Here is a 22,708-nt window from a genome sequence, read left to right on the forward strand (position 1 = left end):
CCGGGCCCCCGCCATGCCCACCGGCAGGCCAGCAACCGCAATCACCGATCCAACGCGATCAGTCCAGCCCAGCCACCCGAAGCGAAACAGCGAGGTTAATGGCATCCGCGGTGTCACCCGTACGAGGGACGCCCCCTTTTTCTGTTGTTCGTATCGGCCCGGAGACTCAGAACACGGAGTTGGTGAACCAGCGCGTCAACAGGTCCTCGCGCCCCTGTACTTCGAAGGCGTCCGAGCCGCGGTGGAGGCGGCCGTACATGAGCAGCAGGAGGTCCGCGGCAGCCGCGTGGATCTCCGCGTCGGCCGGTGCGGCTGTCTCCGCGCTCCCGCGCTTCGCCTCGACTCCGAATCCGTCGGGGCGGAGGTGGACCAGCCAGTCGCCGTCCGTATCGGCGCATCGGAAACGAAGGGTTTCGCCGTCGCCCCGCACGTTGTCCACTTTGGGGGCGAAGAACGCGGCGAAGGGCAGGTTGACCAGGAACTCGTCCACGCCGTCGGTTGCCAGGTCACGGTCGATCACGGGGTGGAGGCCGACGGCGAGTTCCGCGTCGGCGCGGTGCATCAGCGTCTCGCACAGCATCCGCCGGACCCAGAACCGGGCGTGCTGATCGGCGCCCCATGCCCACATCGGAGCGTCCGGGTCGACTGTCGCGAAGGTGCTGTCGGCCTCGGCCGCGCTCGCCGTCAGCCAGTCGGCGTAGCCGTCCTCACGCGTCGGCAGCCGCAGTTCCACATCGCGGCTCCGCGGCGGTTCCTGTACGCGTTGCCGCAGGAGGACCGAGAACCAGCGTTGGACACTGCCGGTGTGCCTGACGAGGTCGAGGAGCGTCCATCCCGGGCAGCTGGGAACGGGGGTCGTCAGGCTTACGCCCTTGACCACGTCCACGAACCGGGCGGTCTCCGTGGCGATCGCCTCGCGGTGGGTGGCGGGGACAGATCCCCAGCCCGAATGATCCGGCGTATTCACTGAGCCCTCGGTTTCCTGATCTTTGCCGGCCCGGCGGCCTGACCGGCCGGGCGCCTTGACGCAGCCTGCCACAATGCCTCCCCCGGAATGCGGGCGCCTCCCCTCCCGCCCGCTCCCGCCGCTGCTGCGCCCCTCGGCGCCTCCCCCCAGGGCGCGTCGACACCCCGCCGACTCGGGGCGACGCCCTTCCCGAACGGGTGATTCACCGACGGTGTTGTTTACCAGGCGGGCGAGATATTCCATGCTTCACACGAGGAGCGTCGACAACCGAAGAAAAACCCGCACGTTCTACCGAGGCGGCGAATATCTCCTGTGGCATTCTGAGGCACTCTCACCGGAGCATCCGGCTGTCACCGTACCGGTGCGTGCCGCGTACATGGCTGCGCCCATTTTCGACGCCCGTCCCTCCTGTCCGATAATAATGAGGTTCGCATGCTGGACGCAGTTGAATTCCGACTGGCCAGAAATCCGATCGCCATCGTCGGAGTCGCCGGGATGTTTCCGCAGGCGCATGACGTGCGTGCGTTCTGGTCCAACGTGGTGTCCGGTCGGGACTGCATCACGGACGTACCGGAGCGAGCGGCGTGGCGGGTCGCGGACCACTACGACCCGGATATGTTCGCCGAGGACAAGACGTATGCCCGTCGTGGTGGCTTTCTGCCGCCGACGGTCTTCGATCCGGTCGAATTCTCCATGCCGCCCGCGACCTTGGATTCCATCGGACTGATCCAGTTGCTGAGCCTGCAGGTAGCGGGAGAGGTCCTCAAGGACGCCCGGTGCGAGGGGGCCGATTGGTACCACCCGGCGCGAACCGGTGTCATTCTCGGCGTGTGCGGCCAGAGCAGCACGGTCGGGCCACTGGTCGCCCGCCTCTACGCCCCGATGGTCAGGGAATCGGCCTTGAGCTGCGGGCTGTCGGAACGGGATGCCGACGAGATCGTCCGCAAGTTCAAAGCGGCCTCGCCCCCGTGGACCGAGCAGAGCTTTCCCGGGAGTCTCGGCAATGTCGTCGCCGGGCGCATCGCCAACCGGTTCGATCTCGGGGCGGCCAATTGCACCGTGGACGCGGCGTGCGCGAGTTCCCTGGCGGCTGTGCGCATGGCCGTCGGCGAGCTCGTGGAGCGCCGCGCCGATCTGATGATCACGGGCGGGTGCGACGCGGACAACTCCCTTCTGGCGTTCATGTTTTTCAGCAAGACACCCGCCCTGTCCCCGAGCGGGCGCATCAAGCCTTTCGACCGGTCCGCGGACGGCACCCTGCTCGGCGAGGGGATCGGCATGCTGGCGCTCAAGCGCCTGGCGGACGCCGAGCGCGACGGCGACCGTGTCTACGCCGTCCTGCGCGGGCTGGGCAGCTCCAGTGACGGGCGGACCAAAAGCATCTACGCACCTTGCGGCGATGGCCAGTTGGAGGCGTTGCGGCGCGCCTACACCGACGCCGACTCACCGATCGGATCCGTCGAGCTCATCGAGGCCCACGGCACCGGGACCACGGTGGGGGACACCACCGAACTGGCGGCCCTCAGCACACTCCTGGACGGCTCCGGCGACGAGGGCGGGCGGGTGGCGATCGGCAGCGTCAAGTCCCAGATCGGTCACACCAAGGCGGCCGCCGGCGCGGCAGGGCTCATCAAGACCGCCCTGGCGCTGCACCACAAGCTGCTGCCGCCCACCATCAATGTCGAGGAGCCCAACGAGAAGGCGGCCGGGAGCGGCGCCCTCTACCTCAACACCCGGGCACGGCCGTGGGTGCGCGACCCGCGGCGCCCGGTCCGCCGCGGCGGAGTGTCCGCCTTCGGCTTCGGCGGGGTGAACTTCCATGCCGTCCTGGAGGAGCACCGGCCCTCCGACGCACTCGCGCGAACCCTGCACGGCACCCCGAAGACCTACCTCTGGCATGCCCCGGACCCGGACGCCCTGCTGGAGCGGCTCCGGGCAGGGGCCGATCCGGAGGCGAATGGCCCGATCCCCGCCCACCACGCCCGTCTGGGGATCCTCGCCACCGACGACGAGACCCGCGCGGCACTGATGGCCGAGGCCATCGACCGACTCGGGACCGAACCCGACGCGCAGAGCTGGAGCCTGTCCGGCCGCGCCCACTACCGGCGTGCCGCTCTGCCGGCCGGTACGAAAGTGGCAACCCTCTTCGCCGGTCAGGGCAGCCAGTACGTGAACATGGGCCTCGACGCCCTTCTGTGTGTCCCCCCGGTGCGCGACGCCTTCGACGAGGCCAACGCACTGTGGCCGGGCGAGGAGGATTCCCTTGCCCAGGTGGTCTATCCCGTGCCGGGGCGGCACGGGGCGCACGAGAGCGCGAGAAGACTGCGACGCACCCGCTACGCCCAGCCCGCCATCGGCGCACTGGCGATGGGCCAGTACCGCTTCCTGTCCGAGCTGGGGTTCGCTCCGCAGGCACTGCTGGGGCACAGTTGCGGCGAACTCACCGCGCTGTGGGCCGCCCGGAGCCTCACCGACGAGGCCTGTCTGACGCTCACGCGCAAGCGCGGGCAGGCGATGGAGCCACCGGCCGTCGACGGCCACGACCCCGGGACCATGGCCGCGGTACGCATGTCCGTGGACACCTGGGAGGAGAAGGCCGCCGGGCACCCCGAGCTGACGCTGTGCAACCTGAACGCGCCGGACGAGCTGGTCGTCGGCGGCCCGACCGCGGCCGTCGATCGATTCGCCGCGGAGTGCGCCGCGGACGAGGTCGCGGTTCACCGGCTGCCGGTCGCCGCGGCGTTCCACACCCCGCTGGTCCAGCACGCCGCGGACGACTTCGCCGAGGCCGTCGCCGGCGTAGGCCTGTGCCCTCCCTCGACGCCGGTCCTCGCGAACACCCCCGGCGCGACCTACGGCAGCGACACAGCGGCGAACCGGCGCACCCTCGCCGAGCAGCTCCTGCACCCGGTGGACTTCGCGGGCCGGGTACGGCAGCTGCACGCCGAAGGCTTCCGGGTCTTCGTGGAGTTCGGGCCGAAGCAGGTCCTGTCACGGCTGGTGCTGCGCACCCTCGGCGAGGACGAGGTGGAGGCCGTCCCCACCGACCTCGGGCCGGACGCCGACAGCGCGGCGGCTCTCAAGAACGCCGCACTGCGGCTGGCGGTGCTGGGCGTGGAGATCGCCGGCATCGACCGCTACGACGCCCCCGCCCCGCCACCCCGGCCCGAGCCCTCCGCCGTGGCACGCCTGCTGGAAGGCCACGCCTTCGCGGTGGAGGCCTGCCGACCGCAGTACGAGGCCGAACTGGCCAATGGCTACCGGTGCGCATCCGCGGTCCCGACTCCCCCACCCGCGTCCGCACCGGAGGTGACGCCCCCGGACCGGGCGAACGACGCCCTGGCGCGCGCCGCGACCGAGCAACTCGGCCTCCACGCGCAGTACATGGAGAGCCAGCTGCACACGGCCCGTCAACTGGCCGACCTGCTGCACCACCGGACCGTGGACGAGGCGGATGCCGCCCTGCTCTCGCGGGTCGAGGCCATCAGGGACCACAGCGTCGCCCTGAGCCAGGCCCACATCCGCACCCACGAGATCATGCTCGAATTCGCCCGCCTGCGGCAGGGGGCCACCCCGGTGACCGCCCCGACGGACGCGGACAGCACGAGCGCGTCCCCCGGCGGACCACGGTCGGACAGCACGCACGAGCCGACCGCAGACGTGCCCGAGGGCACCCACCCTCCGCACGCTAGGGTCGTGCCCGCACCCCGCCCCGCCGTCAGCGGCCCCGCCACGCCCGGGACGGCACAGGACGGTCCACCGGACAGCGCCTCCCAGGAGGCGGCTTCGTCGGACACCGCCGCGCATCCCATGGAGTTGGCGGACATCGAGCGGGTCCTGCGTCAACTCATCGCCGAGAAGACGGGCTACACCTTCGACATGGTGGAACCCGACCTGGACATCCAGACCGATCTGGGCATCGACTCCCTCAAGCAGGTGGAGATCGCCGCCGAGGCGTGGCGCCGCTACCCGTTCCTCCCGCGTGAGGAGATCTACCGGTTCGCCCAGGCCCGTACCGTCCGTGAACTCACCACCCTCCTGGCGGAGATCGCCACCCCGGGCACCGCCCACGAGAGCACCGCCACACAGGTGCCGCTGGGCCGCGCGTTCGTGACGCTGCGCCCGTTGCCGGAGGCCGATGCCCTCGCCGACGCCTACGGGCCGCATCCCACGGCGCTGTTGCTGGACGACGGCAGCGCACTGGCCGCCTGCCTCGTTCAGGCCCTGACCGAACAGGGCTGGCACACCCGACAACTCGCTCTGCCCGGCCTTCCGGCGCACGGCGAGGACCGGTGGGCTCTCGGCGACTGGCAGGAGGAGGCGCTGAGCGAGCAGATCGGCGACGCGCTGGCATCGGTCGAGCGGCTGGACCTGTGCGTACTGCCCGTCGGCCGGGGGAACCGGTCGGACACCGCCTCGACGATCACCCGGCTGAGCCACGCCGTCCTCGTCGCCAAACACCTCTCCCCCGCCCTCAAGGACACCGTGGCCGCCGGGCACCGGGCGGGTTTCGTGACCGTCACCCAGATGGACGGTGCCCTGGGGCTGGCCGGCTCCGGCGGTGATCTGTGCCAGGCCCTGACCGGCGGTCTGGGCGGCCTGGTCAAAGCCCTCGCCATGGAGGAACCGGACCTGTTCTGCCGCGCGCTGGACCTCGCCCCCGGCCTCGCCCCCTCCGCGGTGGCCGACCGGTTCCTCCACGAGATCACCGATGCCGCTTCCCTGCGCGAGATCGCGTGGGACGGCACCACACGACGCGCCCTCACCGTGTCCGGCGTCCCCGCTCCCCTCCTGCCCGCCACCCCCGTCCCCACCGCCCCCGAGCCCCACGACCTTCTGCTGGTGACCGGCGGCGCGCGCGGCATCACCTCTTGGTGCCTCATCGCCCTCGCGGCCCACCACCCGTGCGGGTTCCTCCTACTCGGCCGTACGCCGTTGGAGGACCTCCCCGACTGGGCGGTCGGGCTCGACAGCACACCGGCGCTGCGCGACGCCTGCGCCGAGCGGGCCCGGGCCGAGGGCCGCGACCCCGACGACCCCCGCCTCAGCGAGTCCCTGGACGCACAGGCCGGACACCTGGACCAGCAGCGGGAAATGCACGCCACCCTCGCCGCACTCCATGCCCATGGCGCCGAAGCGGCCTATGTCACCGCGGACGTCGGCGACGCCGCCGCGGTCCGAGCGGCGCTGTCGCCCTACGCCGAGCGGGTGACCGGCGTGATCCACGGCGCCGGCGTCCTGGCCGACCAGCCCCTGCGGCACAAGAGCGCACAGGACGTCGCGCGGGTCGTGGACACCAAACTCACCGGGCTGACCAACGTCCTGGCCTCTCTCCCGGCCGACCGGCTGCGTCACCTCGTCGTCTTCACCTCCGTGTCCGGCATCTACGGCAACGGACGTCAAACGGACTACGCGATGGCCAACGAGGCCCTCAACCGGTTCGCCTGCGCCTGGAAGGCCGGGCACCCGGACTGCCGGGTCGCGGCGCTCGCCTGGGGCCCGTGGCGCGGGGGCATGGCCTCGGCACAGGCCCAGGAACTCTTCCTCCAGATGGGGCTCCCCTTGCTGAGCCGGGAGGAAGGCTGCGCGTACTTCGTCGAGCAGATGGCCGCCGGGCACAGCGACGACCTGGTGACCGTCCTGGGCCCCACCGAATCGGCCTTCCAGGCGCCCCCGCTTCCCCCGCGGGGCGCGGACCTGCTGCGCGACCTCGACAGCCTGGCCGCCGAGCCCATGCTGCACCACCACAGCATCGACGGGCGTCCCGTGCTGCCGATGACCGCCGCCGTCGGCTGGTGCCTGAACGCGGTGGAACGCACAGGCCCGGGGCGGCCGGTGACGGAGGTGCGTGACTTCGCCGTCCGCAAGGGCCTCGTCCTCGACGACACCCGGCCGTCCCGCGGACGGATCACGATGCGCCCGCAAGCCGGCCGGGGCGGCACCGGCGTCCGGGTGGCGATCCATGACGACGGCGGGGCGGCGCCGCTGCCGCGCTACGAAGGCGTGTTCCATTCACCGGCCGACGGCCTCCCCGCGCCGGGGCGGCTCCAGCTGCCCTCGTACCGGACCGAGGAGGGCCGCCGTCACCCTGCCTACGACGAGGGGTTCCTCTTCCACGGCCCCCTGTTGCAGGGCCTCGGGCCGGTCCTGGCCGAGGACGACACGCAACTGACCGTCCCCGCCCGGCTCCGGGACGCCGGGCTGGCCGGCGGGGCCTACTCCGGCGCGTTGTACAGCCCCGCCCTGGCCGATCTGCTGCTCCAGGCCGCGGCGCTCCTCGGGCGGCGGCTGTCCGGGCATCGCTGTCTGCCGGTCGCCGTGGAACACGTGGAGATCTTCGCGCCGCTGCCCGACGACGAACCCTTCGTCATCGTCGCGGCGCTGAGGGAACACGGCGCGCTGGAGCTCACCTGCACCGCCACTGCCTGCACTCCCGACGGGGATGTCCTGCAGCGCTGGAACGGCCTGAAGGGAATCGTGGTCTCGCCGGAACTGGCGAACAGGGCCGCATGGCCGGCTCCGGAAGCGCTGAGCCTGTGAGCCCGTGATGCCGAACCCCCGCATCTTCCCCGACTCCCCCGAGCAGGCAGGGACCATGGACGACCTCGGATTCGACGGCCCGCACTTCGTCACCCCGTGGTGGCCCGAAGCAGAGCAGGACGTCCCCACCTCCCCTCCCACGCCCCTCCTGCCATCGCCTCGGCCGACCCCCCACCGCCCCGGTGACACCTGACCGACGAGATCGCCCGGCTCGCCCGCACCGCCCACCAAGTGATGCTCCAGGCGCACCAGGCGCTCGGGGAGTGGATCCTCGAAGGCACCAGCCGGCCCTTGCCCACGCGGGCCGAGGACAGCGGTCTCCCGGGGCCGCTCGCTGTCCTCGAAGCCGGTGAGGCCGCCTTGACGCAACGCACAGGGCGGGTGCCGACCGCGGTCCGCACCACGGTGACCTGGCATCACGACCTGCCACCGCACACCACCGGACTGCGGGCCCGGGCCACCGGGACCGATCCAGGGGCCTGCACCTGGACGGTTCACCACGAGGGCCGGCTGATCGCCGAAGCCGACTGCACCACCGGGCCCCCGGCGCAAGAGCCGGGGCGGGCGCTGCCGGAGTATCCACGCCGGTTCAGGCCACTGGCCCGTACCACCCGCCCTCGCGTCAATGCGTCGGACCTGGCCCTGCTGGCCGAAGGACGCGCCTTTGAGGTCTTCGGCCCGTCCTTCGGACTGCCGGGCGACCGCTCGGCCCCGGCCGGACCGGCGGGCTTCCGGCTCCTCGACGAGGTCACCTTCTCCGGCCTCCGCGCCGGCCGCTACCGGCAAGGACACCTGACCGCCACGACCCGGCCGGGAGCCCGCGCCGGTTGGGCCTCTCTCCTCGAAGCGGCCTGGCAGGCCCTCCAGGTCCACGCCCTGCGCCTCGGGCTGCACCTGTGCCTGCCCGCACCGCGTTTCCACCCGTGGAACGGCGAGGCGACCGGCATCGACGTACCGGACACCACCCGGCTCGGCGGACCACTGACCCTGGAGGCCGACATCGTCTCGGTGGGCCTCGTCCCCCGGCCCCACGTGGTGGCGGACGTGTGTGTCCTCGACGGACCGCACCTCGTGGCGCGCCTGCACGGTGTGGGAACGGTGCTCCGGGAGGAACCGGGCGCCGCCATCGGCCCCCGCGACCCCGCGCACACGCTCCGGCACACCACGGGCGGCGAGCCGACGTACACCCACGAACTGCACCTGGCGCACGCCGCCGAAGGTGACCTCGGCGTCACCTACGGCCCGTCCGGGACTTCGTCCCAGCGGATCCGGCCGCGCCCGCCCCGGGGCGACATGCTGATGGTCGACCGGATGCTGACCGCCCCCTACCGTCAGGGCGAGTACCCGACCGGGGTGACATACACCACCGAGTACGACGTACCGGACGACGCGTGGTACCTCGAGGAGAACGGAGGCACGGCCCCCAACCTGCTCTACCTGGAGACGTCCATCCAGGCGGCGGCGTTCACCGGAGCCGCGACGGGTGCCGGACTGGAGTATCCGCGGGAGAACCTCACGACCCGCAACCTCGAAGGGCAGGCGTGCCTGCTGCGAGCCGTGGACCTGCGCGGACGCACTGTCCGCCAGCACACCACGCTGCTCGCCCACACCCCTCTGCCGGGGGCGGTGCTCCAGCGGTACGGGTACGAACTCATGCTGGGCGACGACACCTTCTACCGTGGGCAGACCGTCCATGGTTTCTTCACCGAACCCGCCCTGGCGCAGCAGCAGGGCATGGACGCGGGGCGCCACGTCCCACCGTGGCTGCACCGCCGGGAGACCCCGCCGCCCACCGCCCGCACCCTCGATCTCGACGGCGGCCCCCGGCCGGGTCACGGGCGGCTCGACTTCCTGGCCGGATCCGCGGCCGAGCTCGTACCGGACGGGGGAACACACGGAGCCGGTTATCTGCTGTGTACCAAACCCGTTCGCGCGGACGACTGGTACTTCGCCCAGCACTTCCTCGACGAGCCCGTCATGCCCGGCTCCTGTGGTGTCGAGATGCTCTTCCAGATGGTCAAGGCTTTCCTCTTCCATACCGGCGTCATCACCGAGGGCCGGCTCCACGCGCTCACCCCGCACCCGGGCACGGAACTGCGGTGGACCTACCGGGGGCAGATCCAGCCGCACCACCGGCAGGTACAGGCCGAGGTGCACCTCCGCGACGTCCGCCGGGAAGCCAGCCGCCTGGTGGCCCGGGCCGACGGCAGCATCTGGCGGGACGGGCTCCGTGTCTACGCCGTGGAGAACATCGCCCTCCAAGACGACTCCGACCACCGGACGCGGGTGACGGCATGAGCGTGCAGTTCGGTTCCACGCGGGTCCGCGACGTACTCGGCGATCTGGACCGGCCGTGTTACGTGGTCCGGGCCGACGGACGCATCGGCGCCACTTCCCGGCCCCCGCGGCGCGGCAGCGGAGTACAGATCCTCGCCGCCGCACCACCGGTGTCCACCCGCCAACTGGGGTCGGCGGCCTTCCTCCGCGACCACGGGGCCGAGCAGCCCTACATGGCGGGATCCATGGCGGGCGGCATCTCCTCGGAGGAACTGGTCATCGCTCTGGCGCGCACCGGCCACCTGGCCTCCTTCGGCGCCGCGGGCCTGTCCGCCGATCGCATCGAACGGGCCGTGCTCCGCCTCCACCGGGACGCTTACGGCCTGCCCTGGGCCTGCAATCTCATCCACAGCCCGGCGGCCCCCGAAGCCGAACGACAGGCCGTCGACCTCTATCTGCGCCACCAGGTGCGCTGCGTCGAAGCGTCCGCCTTCCTCCAGCCCACCCCCGACCTCGTCCGGTACCGGGCGGCCGGGCTGCGGGGAAGTCCCCACACGGCGGTGCGCGCCGACAACCGGGTGATCGCCAAGGTCTCCCAGGCCGGGACCGCCGAGTTCTTCCTGCGGCCGGCGCCCCCCGAACTCCTCGCCGCTCTGGTCCGCGAGAGGCGCATCACCAACGACCAGGCGGAACTGGCCGCGAGGGTCCCGCTGGCCGATGACATCACCGTGGAAGCGGACTCCGCCGGACACACCGACCGGCGTCCCCTGGTGACCCAACTTCCTCTGATCACCGCTCTGCGCGACCGCGAAGCGCTCGCGGGGCGCCCCGGCGGCACGGTACGGATCGGTGCGGCCGGCGGCATCGGCACTCCCCAGGCCGCCTTCGCCGCCTTCGCCATGGGGGCGGCGTACATCGTCACCGGATCGGTCAACCAGGCCTGCGTCGAAGCCGGGACCTCGGCCGCGGCCAAGGCCCTCCTCGCGGAAGCGGACATCGGCGACTGCGCCATGGCCCCGGCGGCCGACATGTTCGAGGTGGGCATCGACGTGCAAGTACTCAAGCGCGGCACGCTCTTCCCGGGCCGGGCGGCATGGCTGTACCGGCTCTACCGCGAACACGAGGGCCTGCACGACCTGTCCCCGCAGGACCGGCGACGGCTGGAGGAACAGATCTTCCGCCGCCCCCTCGACGAGGTGTGGCCCGAAGTGGCCGCCTATCTCCGGGCGCACCGTCCCGGCCAGGCCGAGCGCGCCGAGCGCACTCCCAAGCTCCGCATGGCCCTGGTCTTCCGCTGGTACCTGGGGCTGTCCTCCCGCTGGGCAACCCAAGGGGAGGCAGGCCGCGCCGGCGACTTCCAGATCTGGTGCGGACCGGCCATGGGCGCGTTCAACGCCTGGGTCGACGGCACCCCGTGGGCCGCTCCGGGCAACCGCCGGGTGGCGGACATCGCCCGAAGCCTGCTGCGAGGTGCCGCCTACCACAGCAGGCTGGCACAGCTCCGTTTCGCCGGAGTGACTCTGCCGCCCTCGTGCGCCACCTACCTTCCGCCCACCGGGGCGTCCCACACAGCGGGCGCACACGGGCAACCGGAGCAGCCGTCATTCGCCGGCGTGTAGTCGCCCCTCGGCGTCGAGTCACCCACCGGCATCCCCACCGGGGTCAGTGCCCGGTGGGGACCGCCTCCAGGACGAAGACGGGGATCTCACGGTCCGTCTTCTTCTGGTAGTCGTCGTAGTCGGGGTACGCGGCGACGGCACGCCCCCACCACAGGGCCTTCTCCTCGCCGGTGACCTCACGGGCCGTCATGTCGCGCCGCACGGGGCCGCCCTGGAGTTCCACGCGGGGGTCCGCCACCACGTTGTGGTACCAGACCGGGTGCTTGGGCGCGCCGCCCAGGGAGGCGACCACGGCGTAGGTGCCCTCGTGTTCCACCCGCATCAGCGGGCTCTTGCGGATCTTGCCGCTCTTCGCGCCCCGGGTGGTCAGGACGATGACGGGCATGCCCCGTAGCGTCGTCCCTCGCGTGCCGCCCGAGCTCTCGTACAGTTCGACCTGGTCACGCACCCACTGCTCCGGGCTCGGCTCGTACTCACCGTCAAGAGGCATGCTGTCTGTCCCGTCCACGAAGTCTCACGTCGTATCGAGCGGTCGCGGCGGCAGTCATGTCACGCACGACCGCCACGTACCTTCGCTCAACAGCCGGCGGCCGCGCAATCATCCCCGGCCCGGTTCCCGGCGTGTCGTGCCACGGTCCCGGCTGTTCCCGCCCCTGTCCCGCCGTCCGGTCCACAAAGCGGCTCCTCGAACGGCCCACGTTTGATTTTCGCGCGGCTGGTCACTCGGTTACGGAAGAGACAGCGCTCACCTGCCGAGGGCCCCCGACCCGCCGACCCGGCTTCCACCCGCTGCCCCTGCCCTCTGTTGTAAACGAAGGAGGTGATCCGCTATGCGGGCCACCGTCTGGCACGGCAAGCGCGACGTCCGGGTCGACCAGGTCCCGGACCCCGTGATCCAGGAACCCACCGATGCCGTCATCCGCATCACCTCGACCGGGCTGTGCGGCTCGGACCTGCATCTGTACGAGGTGCTCACCCCGTTCATGACGCCCGGCGACATCCTCGGCCATGAGCCGATGGGCATCGTGGAGGAGACCGGATCCCAGGTGCCCGGGCTCTCGCCGGGAGACCGCGTCGTGGTCCCCTTCCAGATCGCCTGCGGCAGCTGTGTGATGTGCGGGGACGGCCTGCCCACCCAGTGCGAGACCACCCAGGTCCGCGAACACGGCATGGGCGCACAACTGTTCGGTTACACCAAGCTCTACGGTGCCGTACCCGGGGCGCAGGCCGAGTACCTCCGGGTGCCGCAGGCGCAGTTCGGCCCGATCAAGGTGCCGCACGGGCCGAGCGACGACCGGTTCGTCTACCTCTCCGATGTCCTGCCCACGGCCTGGCAGGCCGTGCGTTACGCCGGTGTCGAGGCGGGCAGCAGTGTGGTGGTCCTCGGGCTCGGCCCCATCGGGACGATGGCCTGCCGGGTCGCCCGCCACCTGGGCGCCGCTCAGGTGATCGGCATCGACCATGTGCCCGACCGGCTGGAGCGGGCCCGGCGCGACGGCTTCGACGTCTTCGACCTGGAGGGCTTCGACCACGAGAGCGACCTCTTGACCGCCGTTCGCGACGTCACCGGCGGCCGGGGCCCCGATGCCGTCATCGACGCGGTGGGCACCGAGGCCCACGGCAGCCCCGCCGGCCGGCTCGCCCAGCAGGCCGCCGGTCTGATGCCGCCGCGCTGGGCCGAGAAGCTCATGCACAAGGCCGGTGTGGACCGCATGAGCGCCCTGCACCTGGCCATCGCCCTGGTGCGCCGCGGCGGCACCGTCTCCATCAGCGGTGTGTACGGCGGCATGACCGACCCCATGCCCATGCTCACGCTCTTCGACAAGCAGATCCAGATCCGGATGGGCCAGGCCAACGTCCGCCGCTGGTCGGACGAGATCCTCCCGCTGCTCACGGACGAGGACGTCCTCGGCGTCGACACCTTCGCCACCCACCATCTCCGGCTCGGTGAGGCGCCGGAGGCCTATGAGCTGTTCCAGAAGAAGGCAGACGGGGTGCTGAAAGTGCTTCTTCACCCCTGACCGCCCACACCGCCACGAGTCCCCGCGCGCGCATCCGCCGCACGGGTGAAGGAGCCGCCATGCAACGCCCCGCCCCGCACCACCGCCCCTTCGACGGGCTCTCCGCCGTGGTCACCGGCGGCTCCCGCGGTCTGGGCCTGCTCATGGCGCGTCAGCTGATGGCCCGCGGGGCCACCGTGACCGTCGCCGCCAGGGACACGGCGGAACTGGCCGACGCCGAGTCGATCCTGGGCGGTACCGGCCAGGCGGGCCACGTCCGGGGCGCGGTCTGCGACGTACGCGACCAGGCCGCCGTACGGGACCTCTTCGCCGAGGTCGCCGCCCGGCACGGGAGCGTCGACGTCGTCATCGCCAACGCGGGCGTCATCCAGGTGGCGCCCTGGGAATCCGTGGGCACGCAAGGCTTCCGGGACGCCATGGCCACGATCTTCGAAGGTGCGCTCAACACCGCGGCCGAGGCCCTGCCGCACCTGCGGCGCAGCCGGGCCGGCGGGCGGCTGGCGCTCATCGGGTCCGTCGGCGGGCTGGTCGCCGTCCCGCATCTGCTGCCGTACTCGTGCGCCAAGTCGGCCGTGGCGGCGCTGGCGGAGGGGCTGCGCGCGGAGGAGACGGCGCGCGGGGTCACGGTGACCGCCGTCCACCCCGGCCTGATGCGCACCGGTTCCCATCTGCACGCGCGCTTCGGCGGGGCCGCCGACCGGGAATTCGCCTGGTTCTCCGCGGTCGCGGGCGCGCCCCTCGTCTCCATGGACGCCGAGCGGGCTGCCGAACGCATCGTCTCGGGCATCGAGCGGCGTCGGTCGCGCATCGTCCTGACGCCCGCCGCCCGGCTCGCCGCGACCGCCCACGGCCTCGCCCCGGCGACCACCACCCGTCTTCTGTCGGTCGTCGCCCGGGTCCTGCCCCGGGCCGACGGCGAGCGGGGCGGGACCGTAGAGGGCCACACCCTGGGCACCCCGCCCGGCGGGCCGGGCTCCCGGCTGCGCCGTAGGCTGAGCGCCCTCAACGACAAGGCCGCCGACCGGTTCAACCAGCGCGGCCACGACCGCCCCTCGGCCGCCGGGCCCCCGGCCGGCTGAGACCGGACGTGACCGGCGCGGACCGGCCGTCCGGGCGAATACCGGCGGACGACGGTTCGGCCGGGGCGACGGGGGAACCCGGTCTGTCATGTCACCCGCCACCGATCCCGCCCACGCGCTCCCCGGCATCGCCGAATCCCATTGGATGGCCACGGCCCCCGCCACCGCCCACCCTCCCCTGACCGCCGACCTCGAGGTGGACGTCGCCGTCATCGGCGGAGGCATCGCGGGGCTGAGCGTCGCTTGGGAACTGCTGGAAGCCGGCCGTTCGGTGGCCGTCCTGGAGGCCGACCGCATCGCCGCGGGCGTCAGCGGCCACACCACCGCCAAGGTGACGGCCCTGCACACCCTCGTCTACGGGAAACTGCGCCGCACCCGAGGCAGCGAGGAAGCCCGGCTGTACGCGCGCTCCCAGCAGGAAGCCGTCGAACGGGTCGCGGAGATCACAGCCGCCCTCGAGGTGGACTGCGAGCTGGAACGCCTCCCGTCCTGCACCTACGTCACCGATCCCCGGTCGCGTGAGAGCGTCAGGGCCGAGGCGGAGGCGGCCCGTGAGGCGGGGCTCGACGCGGCCTACGTCGAGGAGACCGGGCTGCCCTTCCCCGTCGCCGGCGCGGTCCGGGTGGAGAACCAGGCCCAGTTCCATCCGCGCAAGTACCTGCTCGCCCTCGCCGAGGACATCACCGCCCGCGGCGGGCGGATCCACGAACGCACGCGGGTCACCGGCCTGACCGAAGGCACACCGTGCCGGGTCACATCCGAAGGGGGAGCCGTCGTCACCGCGGGCGACGTCGTCGTGGCCACCCACTATCCGGTCTTCGACCGCGCCCTGCTGTTCACGCGACTCTCGCCCCGCCGGGAACTCGTCGTCGCGGCCGCGCTCCCCGCCGGCCTCGACCCCGGCGGCATGTACATCACGGAGGAGGAGAACAAAAGGTCGGTCCGGACCGCGCCCTACGCCGAAGGGCAACGGCTGCTGATCGTCACCGGCGAAAGCTTCACCCCCGGCACGGGAGGAGTCGCCGAGCGGTTCGCGAGGCTGGCCGACTGGACCCGGGAACACTTCCCGGAGGCCGAGATCGTCCGGCACTGGGCCGCCCAGGACAACGACTCCACCGACACCGTCCCCCTCGTGGGTCCCTTCCATCCGGGCGCCCGGCACACCTACGTCGCCACCGGCTTCGGCGGGTGGGGCATGAGCGGCGGTGTCATGGCGGGCCGGCTGCTGGCGGACCTCGTCACCGACCGCACCCCCGCCCCGTCCTGGGCCGGCCTGTACGACCCCCGGCGGCTGTGGAGCGCCGTGCGCGAGGCGCCCGCCTTCCTCAAACACCAGGCGGAGGTCGGCCGGCACTTCCTGGGCGACCGGCTCAGGCCCTCCCACGTGGACTCCGTCGCGGACATCGCCCCCGGCACCGGAGCCCTCGTGCGGGTGAAGGGCCGCCGGTGCGCGGTCTACCGGCAGGACGACGGCACCCTGCGCGCCCTCTCCGCCCGCTGCACCCACCTGGGCTGCCTGGTCGCGTTCAACGACGCCGAACGGACGTGGGAGTGCCCCTGCCACGGCTCCCGTTTCGACACCGACGGATCCCTCCTCCAAGGGCCGGCCACCAGCCCGTTGGACGAGTACGCCGTCGAGGACGACATCGCCCGCGACGCGGAAGAGGGCTGAGCCGTGTGCCCGGAGACGGATACCGCGACCACTGACGGCAACCCCGGCGACGTGCGTCCCCGCGCGGCCGTCTTCGACGTCGACGGCACGCTCGTGGACACCAACTACCTGCATGCCGTCAGCTGGTGGGAAGCGTTCCGGCAGGCCGGGCACGATGTCGCCATGTCCGATATCCATCACACGGTCGGCATGGGATCGGGTCGGCTCCTGGACCAGCTCCTCGGCGACGCCCGCGAACACGACGAGGACGAGGCCCTCAGCGCGGCGCACAAGGTGCTGTACGCGACCTGGTTCGACCGGCTGTCGGCCCTGCCCGGGGCGGCGGAGTTGTTGCGTACCCTCGCTGCCCGGAACTGGCGCGTCGTTCTCGCGACGTCGGCGCAGGGAACGGAACTCACCGCGCTGCGCCGGGCCGTCGACGCCGACGATGCCATCTTCGATGCCACCAGCGCGGACGACGTGGAATCCACCAAACCCGCCCCCGATCCGGTGTGCCAGGCCCTCGAACAGGCAGGTGTGGCACCCGAGCGGGCGCTGTTCGTGGGGGACACGGTGTGGGACGTCAAGGCAGCCCGGGGGGCGGGTGTCGGCTGCGTCGCGCTGCTGTCGGGGGGCATCGGCGAGGAGGAGCTGCGCAAGGCGGGCGCGCTGGCCGTCTACCGCGACCCCGCCGCTCTGCTCGCGGGACTCGACGACAGCCCGTTCAGCCGGATTCCCTGAACCTCCGCCGCCGGCTCATGGATGAAGAGCGGCATCGCGGGTAGACGGTCGCCGGACCGAAGGACGGCAGTCGAGAGGAGCCCAACATGCTGATGGCCCACCCCGCAGTGCTGGCCGACCTGATCGCGGAGTACGAGACCCTCCAGGCCCTCGGAGCCCGGCAGGGCGGGGAAGAGGTGCGCAGGCGGATGGACGACGTCGCCTACACGCTGTGCGTGTCCACCGGGACCCGGGATGTGGACACCGCCCTGATCGTGGCCCGCCACCGGCTCCCGGGGGCACGGCCCTTGGACGACTCCGTCCTCAGCACGTGACGTGCTCGCGTGTGCATGGAGCGGGGCCCGCCGGCTTTCCGGCGGGCCCCGCTCCATGCGCGGTGATGGTGATTCAGGCCGCGACCCGTGTGCGGTGATTCAGGTCGCGCACGGTGTCAGGCGCGGTGGCCGCCGTAATAGCCGCCGACCTGATCGTGGTATCCCGGGTCGCCGAGGTGCTTTTCCTTGTCGAACTCGGGTGCGTCCTTGATCTCGGCCTTGGTCCGGCCGACGTAGATCTTCTGCTCCTCCGCGTCGATCCGGATGATGGTGCCGGCGGGCAGCAGGACGTGCTTTCCGAAGATCCACACCCCGGTGTCCACGACCAGGTACGCGGAACCCACGTCGTCGCTGTGCTTGTCGACCTTGCCGATACTCCCGTCGGTCGCCTCGACCTTGTACCCGACCAGGCTGGTGCCAGCGGTGTGGCCGGCCGTCGGCTGGTAACCCCAGATGTTCTCGGTCATGAAAGGCTCCTTCATCGACGATATGCAGCCGTGAGGAAAACGGTGCTCCGAAAGCGGGCGACCGTCCCTCGGTCCATCGCGTGCCCTTACTTCTTCTTTCTACACATCGCCGTGAGTCCGTTTCCGGAAATCGCGTCCGGAGGGGCGGAGTGTCGTCACGGGAGAGGCGGAAATGACCCCTGAGCAATGCCGACGACGTTCCTCGAAGAAATATGGTGGAGGTATTCACCTGTCAGGGTGAACACCACGAGTTGCACGAGCTGAGCCCGCCCACCGCGCTCCGGACCCGCCCCGTGTGCCCCTGACTGTGCGTCGAACCACCGCACGGGCCTACCGGGGTGGGGCGGCCCGTCTCCCCCGCCGCGTGGCGTGCCGACGCGCTGCGTTGATCACCGGCTCCCGAACTCTGGGTAGAGTGTCGCCGCCACAAGAACATCGCAGGTGAGGCAGGGTCAGGGCATGGGCATATTCGACCGGGCGCGCAGTCTGGGCGATTCGGTGGGCACCGCGGCTGCCTCCTTCGGCAGAGACGTCGCACAGGCCGTGCAACGCGGCGCCGACGCCGGACGTGCCGGCACCCATGCCTCCGGCGACTGGGTGCTCTCCGTCCTCCGCTCCCTGCCGGCACCCGCCGCGCCCACGCACGAGCAGTGGGAGTTCTCGCTCGGCGCCCTCATCTGCCGCCACCCCCGGGTCCCCGCCATCACCGCGAAGGCGCTGCGCTCCCTGGACGGCATCGGCGCACTGCGCTTCGGCCCCGAGTCGGTCGGCTTCGACGGTGAGGACATCCCGTGGTCGAAGGTGGTCGGCCTTCAGCTGCACGACGCGTTCAGCGCCATGACCACGGAGGCGCTCGACGCCGAGATCGACCGGATCCGGGATCTGCTGCCGCCGCTCCCGGGGCGGAAGTGGGTCGTCACCAAGGTCGTCGAGGGCCTCGCGACCGTCATGCTCGCCGCACTGGAACAGGCGGCCGAGCAACGGCTGGAGACCGTCGCCGTCGCCTGTGAGATCACCTACCGGGGCGCGTTCGGCTTGCAGAAGACCCTGCGGGCCAACATGTTCACCACGGCCCTGCTGGCCCAGCAGGCGGAGGTCATGCGCAGCCTGGTCCTCACCGCGCAGGCCCACGGCGTACCCGTCCTTCCCGCGTCCGCTCCCCCGGAGGGCACGCCTACGGCCGAGCGGGTGCGCACGCTGAGGGACCGCACGGACGCGATGGCCGACCGGCTCCGTGCCGAACAAGGCACGGACGCCCCCGCCCTGGAATCCGCACCGCAGGTGCCGGACCGTCGCACGGTCTGAGAACACGCCCTGCCCTGAGACCGACCGCCCACCCGGGCTCGGCCGCAGGGCCGTTACGCACGTACGCGATCTCAAGGCCGGGACCGGAACGGAAGGAACCCCCATGCACGCCGCAGCCGAGGACGAGGTCCACGACGAGTTCTTCCCGCTGGTACCGGCGCCGCAGGACGGGAGCCGCTGGCAGGCGCCCACCGACCTGGAGCAGTATCTGTACAAGCTGAGCCGGGCGGACAACGCCTACGCGTATCTGCGCACCCTCGCGATCGAGGGCGTGTACTACCCGGTGCGTCTCGACCAGGCGCAGGCGGCCGGCGAGGGCACGCACCCCATGCTGACCACCGAGACGCCCGACGGGCGCACCGTCGCGCAGGTCTATACCTCCGGCCTGCTCCCGCGACCGCATCCGTACCTCGTCTACGAGTACGCGACCCTCGGCGCGCTCGCTCGGATCGTCCCGGAAGAGGTGGACCTCCTCGCGGTCAACGCGGCCACCCCCTGCGAGCAGTACTTCCTGACCGACGACGGGGAGCGGGAGACGTGGCTGGACCTGCACCACGAGTTGTTCTCCCCGGACGCGCTGATGGACCGTGTGGTGACGCGACGCACCGGCGCCCCCGCCCCCGGCCCGCTGCTGCACGGCCTGGCCTGCGGTGCGCACCTGTGCTTCCGTAACGGCGACGCGTGGAACACGCCGCACTGGCACGGCATGGGCTATCGGGGCGAGATCGAGCGGATCGCCGACGACTGGGGTGTGCACGGCCGTGAGGACTGGCTCGCGATCCAGGAGCGGCTCCTCGACCAGGAGGTGAGCCCCTGGTACTGGGACTTCGTGCTGGGTGCGCGGACGGCGTTGCTCCGTGCGGGGGCCCGCCGTGTCGATCCCGAGCAGTGGCGCGACTGCGTGGAGTCGACGCTGCGCGCCCGCGCCCAGGAGGACGGCACGGTCGCCGACGACCCCGAGTTCGGGGAGTTCGTGGCGCACCTGCGTGCCCTGGTGGGCAAGGTGCTGCGGTACGAGGCCCGTTTCCGCGCCGACGGTCTTCTGCCGCCCGATGGTTTCGTGCGCACGATCGCGGCGTGGGACATCGGCCGCGGCTCCAAGATGGCCCGCTGGGGCCGGGGCGCCCGGCATGCCACGGAGTCCGAGATGTACGCGGCGATCGAGCGCGCGGCCGGGGCCGCGCAGGCCTCGTACGACTCGTGGGAGGAGTTCTCCGCCGGGTATGTGCTGGGGCGGTGTCTGCACTTCGACGCGGAGGAGTTCGGCCCCTGGTACACCACGGTCCTGGACGCGCACCGGGCGCTGACCACCGACCCGGACAGCCCGTGGCGGACGGTGCCGTTCAGGTGTGTCAGTCGAGATCCTGGATGACGTGCTCGGCGGCTCGGTGCTCGGCGGCGGGCGGGTCGAGTTCGCTCAGTGTCAGCAGTGAGGTGTCGTCGCTGAGGTACTTCTCCCACGCCGCGGCCATCTGTTCCTGCTTTTCGGCGGGCATGCGCTGTACGTCGTCCCGGCTTGCCGGGCTGAGGGCGTTGAGGAACCGTTTTACGGTGTCGGTCTGCATGGTCCGTCCCTGGTGTCCGCGCGGCCGTGTGCCGGGCGTGATGGTGTGATGGTCATCCCCTGGCCTTCTTCCAACGATCCGCGGGGATAGCACCTCTTTCACGCCCAGGTCACCTGACCGGCGGTCCTGCGGGGCGGTGGAGTCCTCGTGGTCGGACCGCGCGTCTCCAGACTTCTTTCCACCGTTCCTGCCTGGCCGCCAGGAGGGCCCGGTCGGTATCGGTCTCCCGGGAGCCGAGGCTCACTCCGCACTGTGCGCACAACCGGTGCAGGTAGTGGCCGCAACTCCAGCCGGTCGTCCCCGCGTCGCTGCCGCACGCCCGGCATGTCGAGGCCGCCGCCGCGGCCGGGACGCGGGATCGCAGGATGCGTCCCACCACGATCGGGAGCGGTTCGGTGGGGTGACGCCCGGGGTCGGGGCAGTAGGCGAGGCTGCCTCCCGCCCCACGCCCCCAGTCCCGCCAGCCACCGTCCGCGGTGGTGTGCCGTCGGCCGACTGCCTTCTCCCGTCGGCGGCGTGCCATGAATGCCGCCTCGTCCGCCCCCCCAGAGCGTGCGGGCCGCGTGGAGTTCCTCCACCGCGCGGATCAGCGACGCCGGGTCGTCGCGCGGGTCGGCCGGGATCCCGGCGCTACGGCACAGGTGGTGGTAGGTCGCACGGAAGCCGTACGGAGCGAAGCACACGACACAGGTGCGGAAGGCGGCGTGCCGGGCACGCACCGGAAGACTCGTGTCGTGGACGCGCCGCCGATGCGTCTCGAAGCTGGTCATCGAGAGAGGCTACGGCCACGTGGAGCGTATCCGGGTCCCAGCCGGCCGGCGGGGATCGCGGCCGACCGGTTCGCCGCACGGGCCTTCCTGCTTCCGCCCGGTCCGACGTGCCCTGCGCGCAACGTGTCGGACGAGTCCCCGGTGCCGACGGCAGGGTAAGCAGGAACCATGCGTCTTCCGCACCGTCCGCTGGGCCAGGGCCAGCCGTGGCGGCACCGACCCGGACTGGTCGCGGTACCGCTCGGGCTCATCGGGGCGATCACGGCGGTCGACTTGGTGACCGGTGCCGACATCCATCTGGGGCCGCTCCTCGTCGTGGCACCGGCCATCACGGCGGCGATCGGCGGCCCCCGGCTGACGGCCTTCATCGGCGCGCTCGCCGTGGGTGCCGAGATCGGGCTCAGTGCGATCTTCGGCCGTCTGACGACAGCCGACCAGCAGGCACAGATCGGGGCCCTCCTCGCGGTCTCCCTCTTCCTCGTCGCTTTCCGTATGGTCTACGAGCGGCACGAGCAGACATTGGACCAGACGCGTCTGGTCGCCGATGTCGCCCAGAAAGTCCTGCTCAGACCGCTACCGTCCAGGATCGGTCCGCTGCGGATCGCGTCCTTGTACATCGCGGCCGAAGCCGAGGCCCGCATCGGCGGCGACCTGTACGCGGCGGTCCGTGCCCGGCAAGGGACCCGCATCATGATCGGCGATGTACGCGGCAAGGGCCTTGCCGCCGTCGGTGACGCGGCACTGTTGCTCGGCGCCTTCCGAGCCGCCGCCCACCGCTGTCCCCCACTGGCGCGACTGGTGGCCCACCTCCACAACACCGTCTACTGGGACGTGACCGACTCGACCGCCGGCCCCGACGCCGGAGAATGCTTCGTGACCGCCGCCGTGCTGGAGATCCCGGACCAGGGCGAGGAGATCCGGCTCATCAACTGCGGGCACCCCTCCCCGCTGCTCGTACGCGACGGCAAGGTCATTTCGCTCGCGGTGCGAGAGCCCTCCCTCCCCCTCGGTCTGGGGAGCGACGTCACCGAGGACGACTACGTCAGCGAGCCGTTCACCTACCGGAACGGCGATCTGATCCTGATCTTCACGGACGGGGTCATCGAGGCACGCGACGGCAAAGGCGCGTTCTACCCCTTCGCGGAACGTCTGGCCGCGTACCAGGGCGCCGGGCCGCAGGAACTCGTCGACCACGTCCACGCGGACCTGCTCGCCCACACCGGTGGCGCTCTCGACGACGACGTCGCCCTGGTCGCCATTCAGCGCTGCCCGTGAGGGGCCGCCCGGTCGGCGGACGGCTCCACCCCACGTCCGACGGCTGTCATTCGATTCCGCTCATGAACGCCCGGTCGGCTCCGGGCAGGGGGGCCTTGCCGACCCGGGGGTGGGGCA

16 protein-coding genes are annotated in these 22,708 nt (G+C 71.7%); 12 read left to right on the forward strand and 4 right to left on the reverse strand.

Annotated elements, in window-relative coordinates; all coding sequences use genetic code 11:
• Positions 1-166 precede the first annotated feature (166 nt).
• A complete protein-coding gene (locus ACZ53N_RS31385) occupies positions 167-967 on the reverse strand; it encodes a maleylpyruvate isomerase family mycothiol-dependent enzyme (protein ID WP_469144206.1) in 801 nt (266 codons plus the stop codon).
• A gap of 432 nt (positions 968-1,399) precedes the next feature.
• Here ACZ53N_RS31385 and ACZ53N_RS31390 point away from each other — a divergent pair, with 432 nt between their 5' ends.
• The 4 genes from ACZ53N_RS31390 to ACZ53N_RS31405 are packed head-to-tail and all read left to right on the forward strand — an operon-like array spanning position 1,400 to position 11,403.
• Positions 1,400-7,507 carry an SDR family NAD(P)-dependent oxidoreductase gene (locus tag ACZ53N_RS31390; RefSeq protein ID WP_469144207.1) on the forward strand — a complete coding sequence of 2,036 codons (6,108 nt, stop codon included), beginning with the start codon at positions 1,400-1,402 and terminating at the stop codon, positions 7,505-7,507.
• A gap of 4 nt (positions 7,508-7,511) precedes the next feature.
• Positions 7,512-7,700, forward strand: coding sequence for a hypothetical protein (locus ACZ53N_RS31395; RefSeq protein WP_469144208.1), 189 nt, complete (start codon positions 7,512-7,514; stop codon positions 7,698-7,700).
• Between the two features lie 41 nt (positions 7,701-7,741).
• Positions 7,742-9,805: a hotdog family protein gene (locus ACZ53N_RS31400; RefSeq protein WP_469144226.1), complete on the forward strand. Its 2,064-nt coding sequence runs from the start codon at positions 7,742-7,744 to the stop codon at positions 9,803-9,805.
• Positions 9,802-11,403 (forward strand): PfaD family polyunsaturated fatty acid/polyketide biosynthesis protein, encoded by a 1,602-nt coding sequence (locus ACZ53N_RS31405; RefSeq protein WP_469144209.1) that lies wholly within the window; start codon positions 9,802-9,804, stop codon positions 11,401-11,403. The genes ACZ53N_RS31400 and ACZ53N_RS31405 overlap by 4 nt, the downstream gene beginning before the upstream one ends.
• A 43-nt stretch (positions 11,404-11,446) precedes the next feature.
• Here ACZ53N_RS31405 and ACZ53N_RS31410 read toward each other — a convergent pair whose 3' ends face one another.
• Positions 11,447-11,893, reverse strand: a complete 447-nt coding sequence (locus ACZ53N_RS31410; RefSeq protein WP_469144210.1) for a nitroreductase family deazaflavin-dependent oxidoreductase — start codon at positions 11,891-11,893, stop codon at positions 11,447-11,449.
• A 340-nt stretch (positions 11,894-12,233) separates the two neighbouring features.
• Between ACZ53N_RS31410 and ACZ53N_RS31415 the strand changes: the two genes are divergently transcribed.
• The 5 genes from ACZ53N_RS31415 (at position 12,234) to ACZ53N_RS31435 (ending at position 17,209) form a co-directional block, all read left to right on the forward strand.
• Positions 12,234-13,424: a zinc-dependent alcohol dehydrogenase gene (locus ACZ53N_RS31415; protein ID WP_469144211.1), complete on the forward strand. Its 1,191-nt coding sequence runs from the start codon at positions 12,234-12,236 to the stop codon at positions 13,422-13,424.
• A 59-nt stretch (positions 13,425-13,483) separates the two neighbouring features.
• Positions 13,484-14,503: an SDR family NAD(P)-dependent oxidoreductase gene (locus tag ACZ53N_RS31420; protein ID WP_469144212.1), complete on the forward strand. Its 1,020-nt coding sequence runs from the start codon at positions 13,484-13,486 to the stop codon at positions 14,501-14,503.
• 88 nt (positions 14,504-14,591) lie between these two features.
• Complete coding sequence (locus ACZ53N_RS31425) at positions 14,592-16,175, forward strand: FAD-dependent oxidoreductase (protein ID WP_469144213.1); 1,584 nt, start codon at positions 14,592-14,594, stop codon at positions 16,173-16,175.
• A gap of 3 nt (positions 16,176-16,178) precedes the next feature.
• Positions 16,179-16,895 (forward strand): HAD family hydrolase, encoded by a 717-nt coding sequence (locus tag ACZ53N_RS31430; RefSeq protein ID WP_469144214.1) that lies wholly within the window; start codon positions 16,179-16,181, stop codon positions 16,893-16,895.
• 86 nt (positions 16,896-16,981) lie between these two features.
• Positions 16,982-17,209, forward strand: coding sequence for a DUF5133 domain-containing protein (locus ACZ53N_RS31435; protein ID WP_365204338.1), 228 nt, complete (start codon positions 16,982-16,984; stop codon positions 17,207-17,209).
• 116 nt (positions 17,210-17,325) lie between these two features.
• Here the strand turns inward: ACZ53N_RS31435 and ACZ53N_RS31440 are convergent, their stop codons facing one another.
• Positions 17,326-17,676: a PRC-barrel domain-containing protein gene (locus ACZ53N_RS31440; protein WP_469144215.1), complete on the reverse strand. Its 351-nt coding sequence runs from the start codon at positions 17,674-17,676 to the stop codon at positions 17,326-17,328.
• A 459-nt stretch (positions 17,677-18,135) separates the two neighbouring features.
• On the opposite strand from ACZ53N_RS31440, the gene ACZ53N_RS31445 reads away from it, so the two are divergent.
• Both ACZ53N_RS31445 and ACZ53N_RS31450 read left to right on the forward strand, forming a co-directional pair.
• Positions 18,136-18,981, forward strand: coding sequence for a hypothetical protein (locus tag ACZ53N_RS31445; RefSeq protein ID WP_469144216.1), 846 nt, complete (start codon positions 18,136-18,138; stop codon positions 18,979-18,981).
• A 103-nt stretch (positions 18,982-19,084) separates the two neighbouring features.
• Positions 19,085-20,353, forward strand: coding sequence for a DUF1266 domain-containing protein (locus ACZ53N_RS31450; RefSeq protein ID WP_469144217.1), 1,269 nt, complete (start codon positions 19,085-19,087; stop codon positions 20,351-20,353).
• Here ACZ53N_RS31450 and ACZ53N_RS31455 read toward each other — a convergent pair.
• A complete protein-coding gene (locus ACZ53N_RS31455; RefSeq protein WP_469144218.1) occupies positions 20,334-20,546 on the reverse strand; it encodes a hypothetical protein in 213 nt (70 codons plus the stop codon). The two genes, ACZ53N_RS31450 and ACZ53N_RS31455, sit on opposite strands and share 20 nt — an antisense overlap.
• A gap of 938 nt (positions 20,547-21,484) precedes the next feature.
• Here ACZ53N_RS31455 and ACZ53N_RS31460 point away from each other — a divergent pair.
• Complete coding sequence (locus ACZ53N_RS31460) at positions 21,485-22,591, forward strand: PP2C family protein-serine/threonine phosphatase (protein WP_469144219.1); 1,107 nt, start codon at positions 21,485-21,487, stop codon at positions 22,589-22,591.
• Positions 22,592-22,708 lie beyond the last annotated feature (117 nt).

It is taken from the genome of Streptomyces sp. NPDC033229, assembly GCF_055576875.1.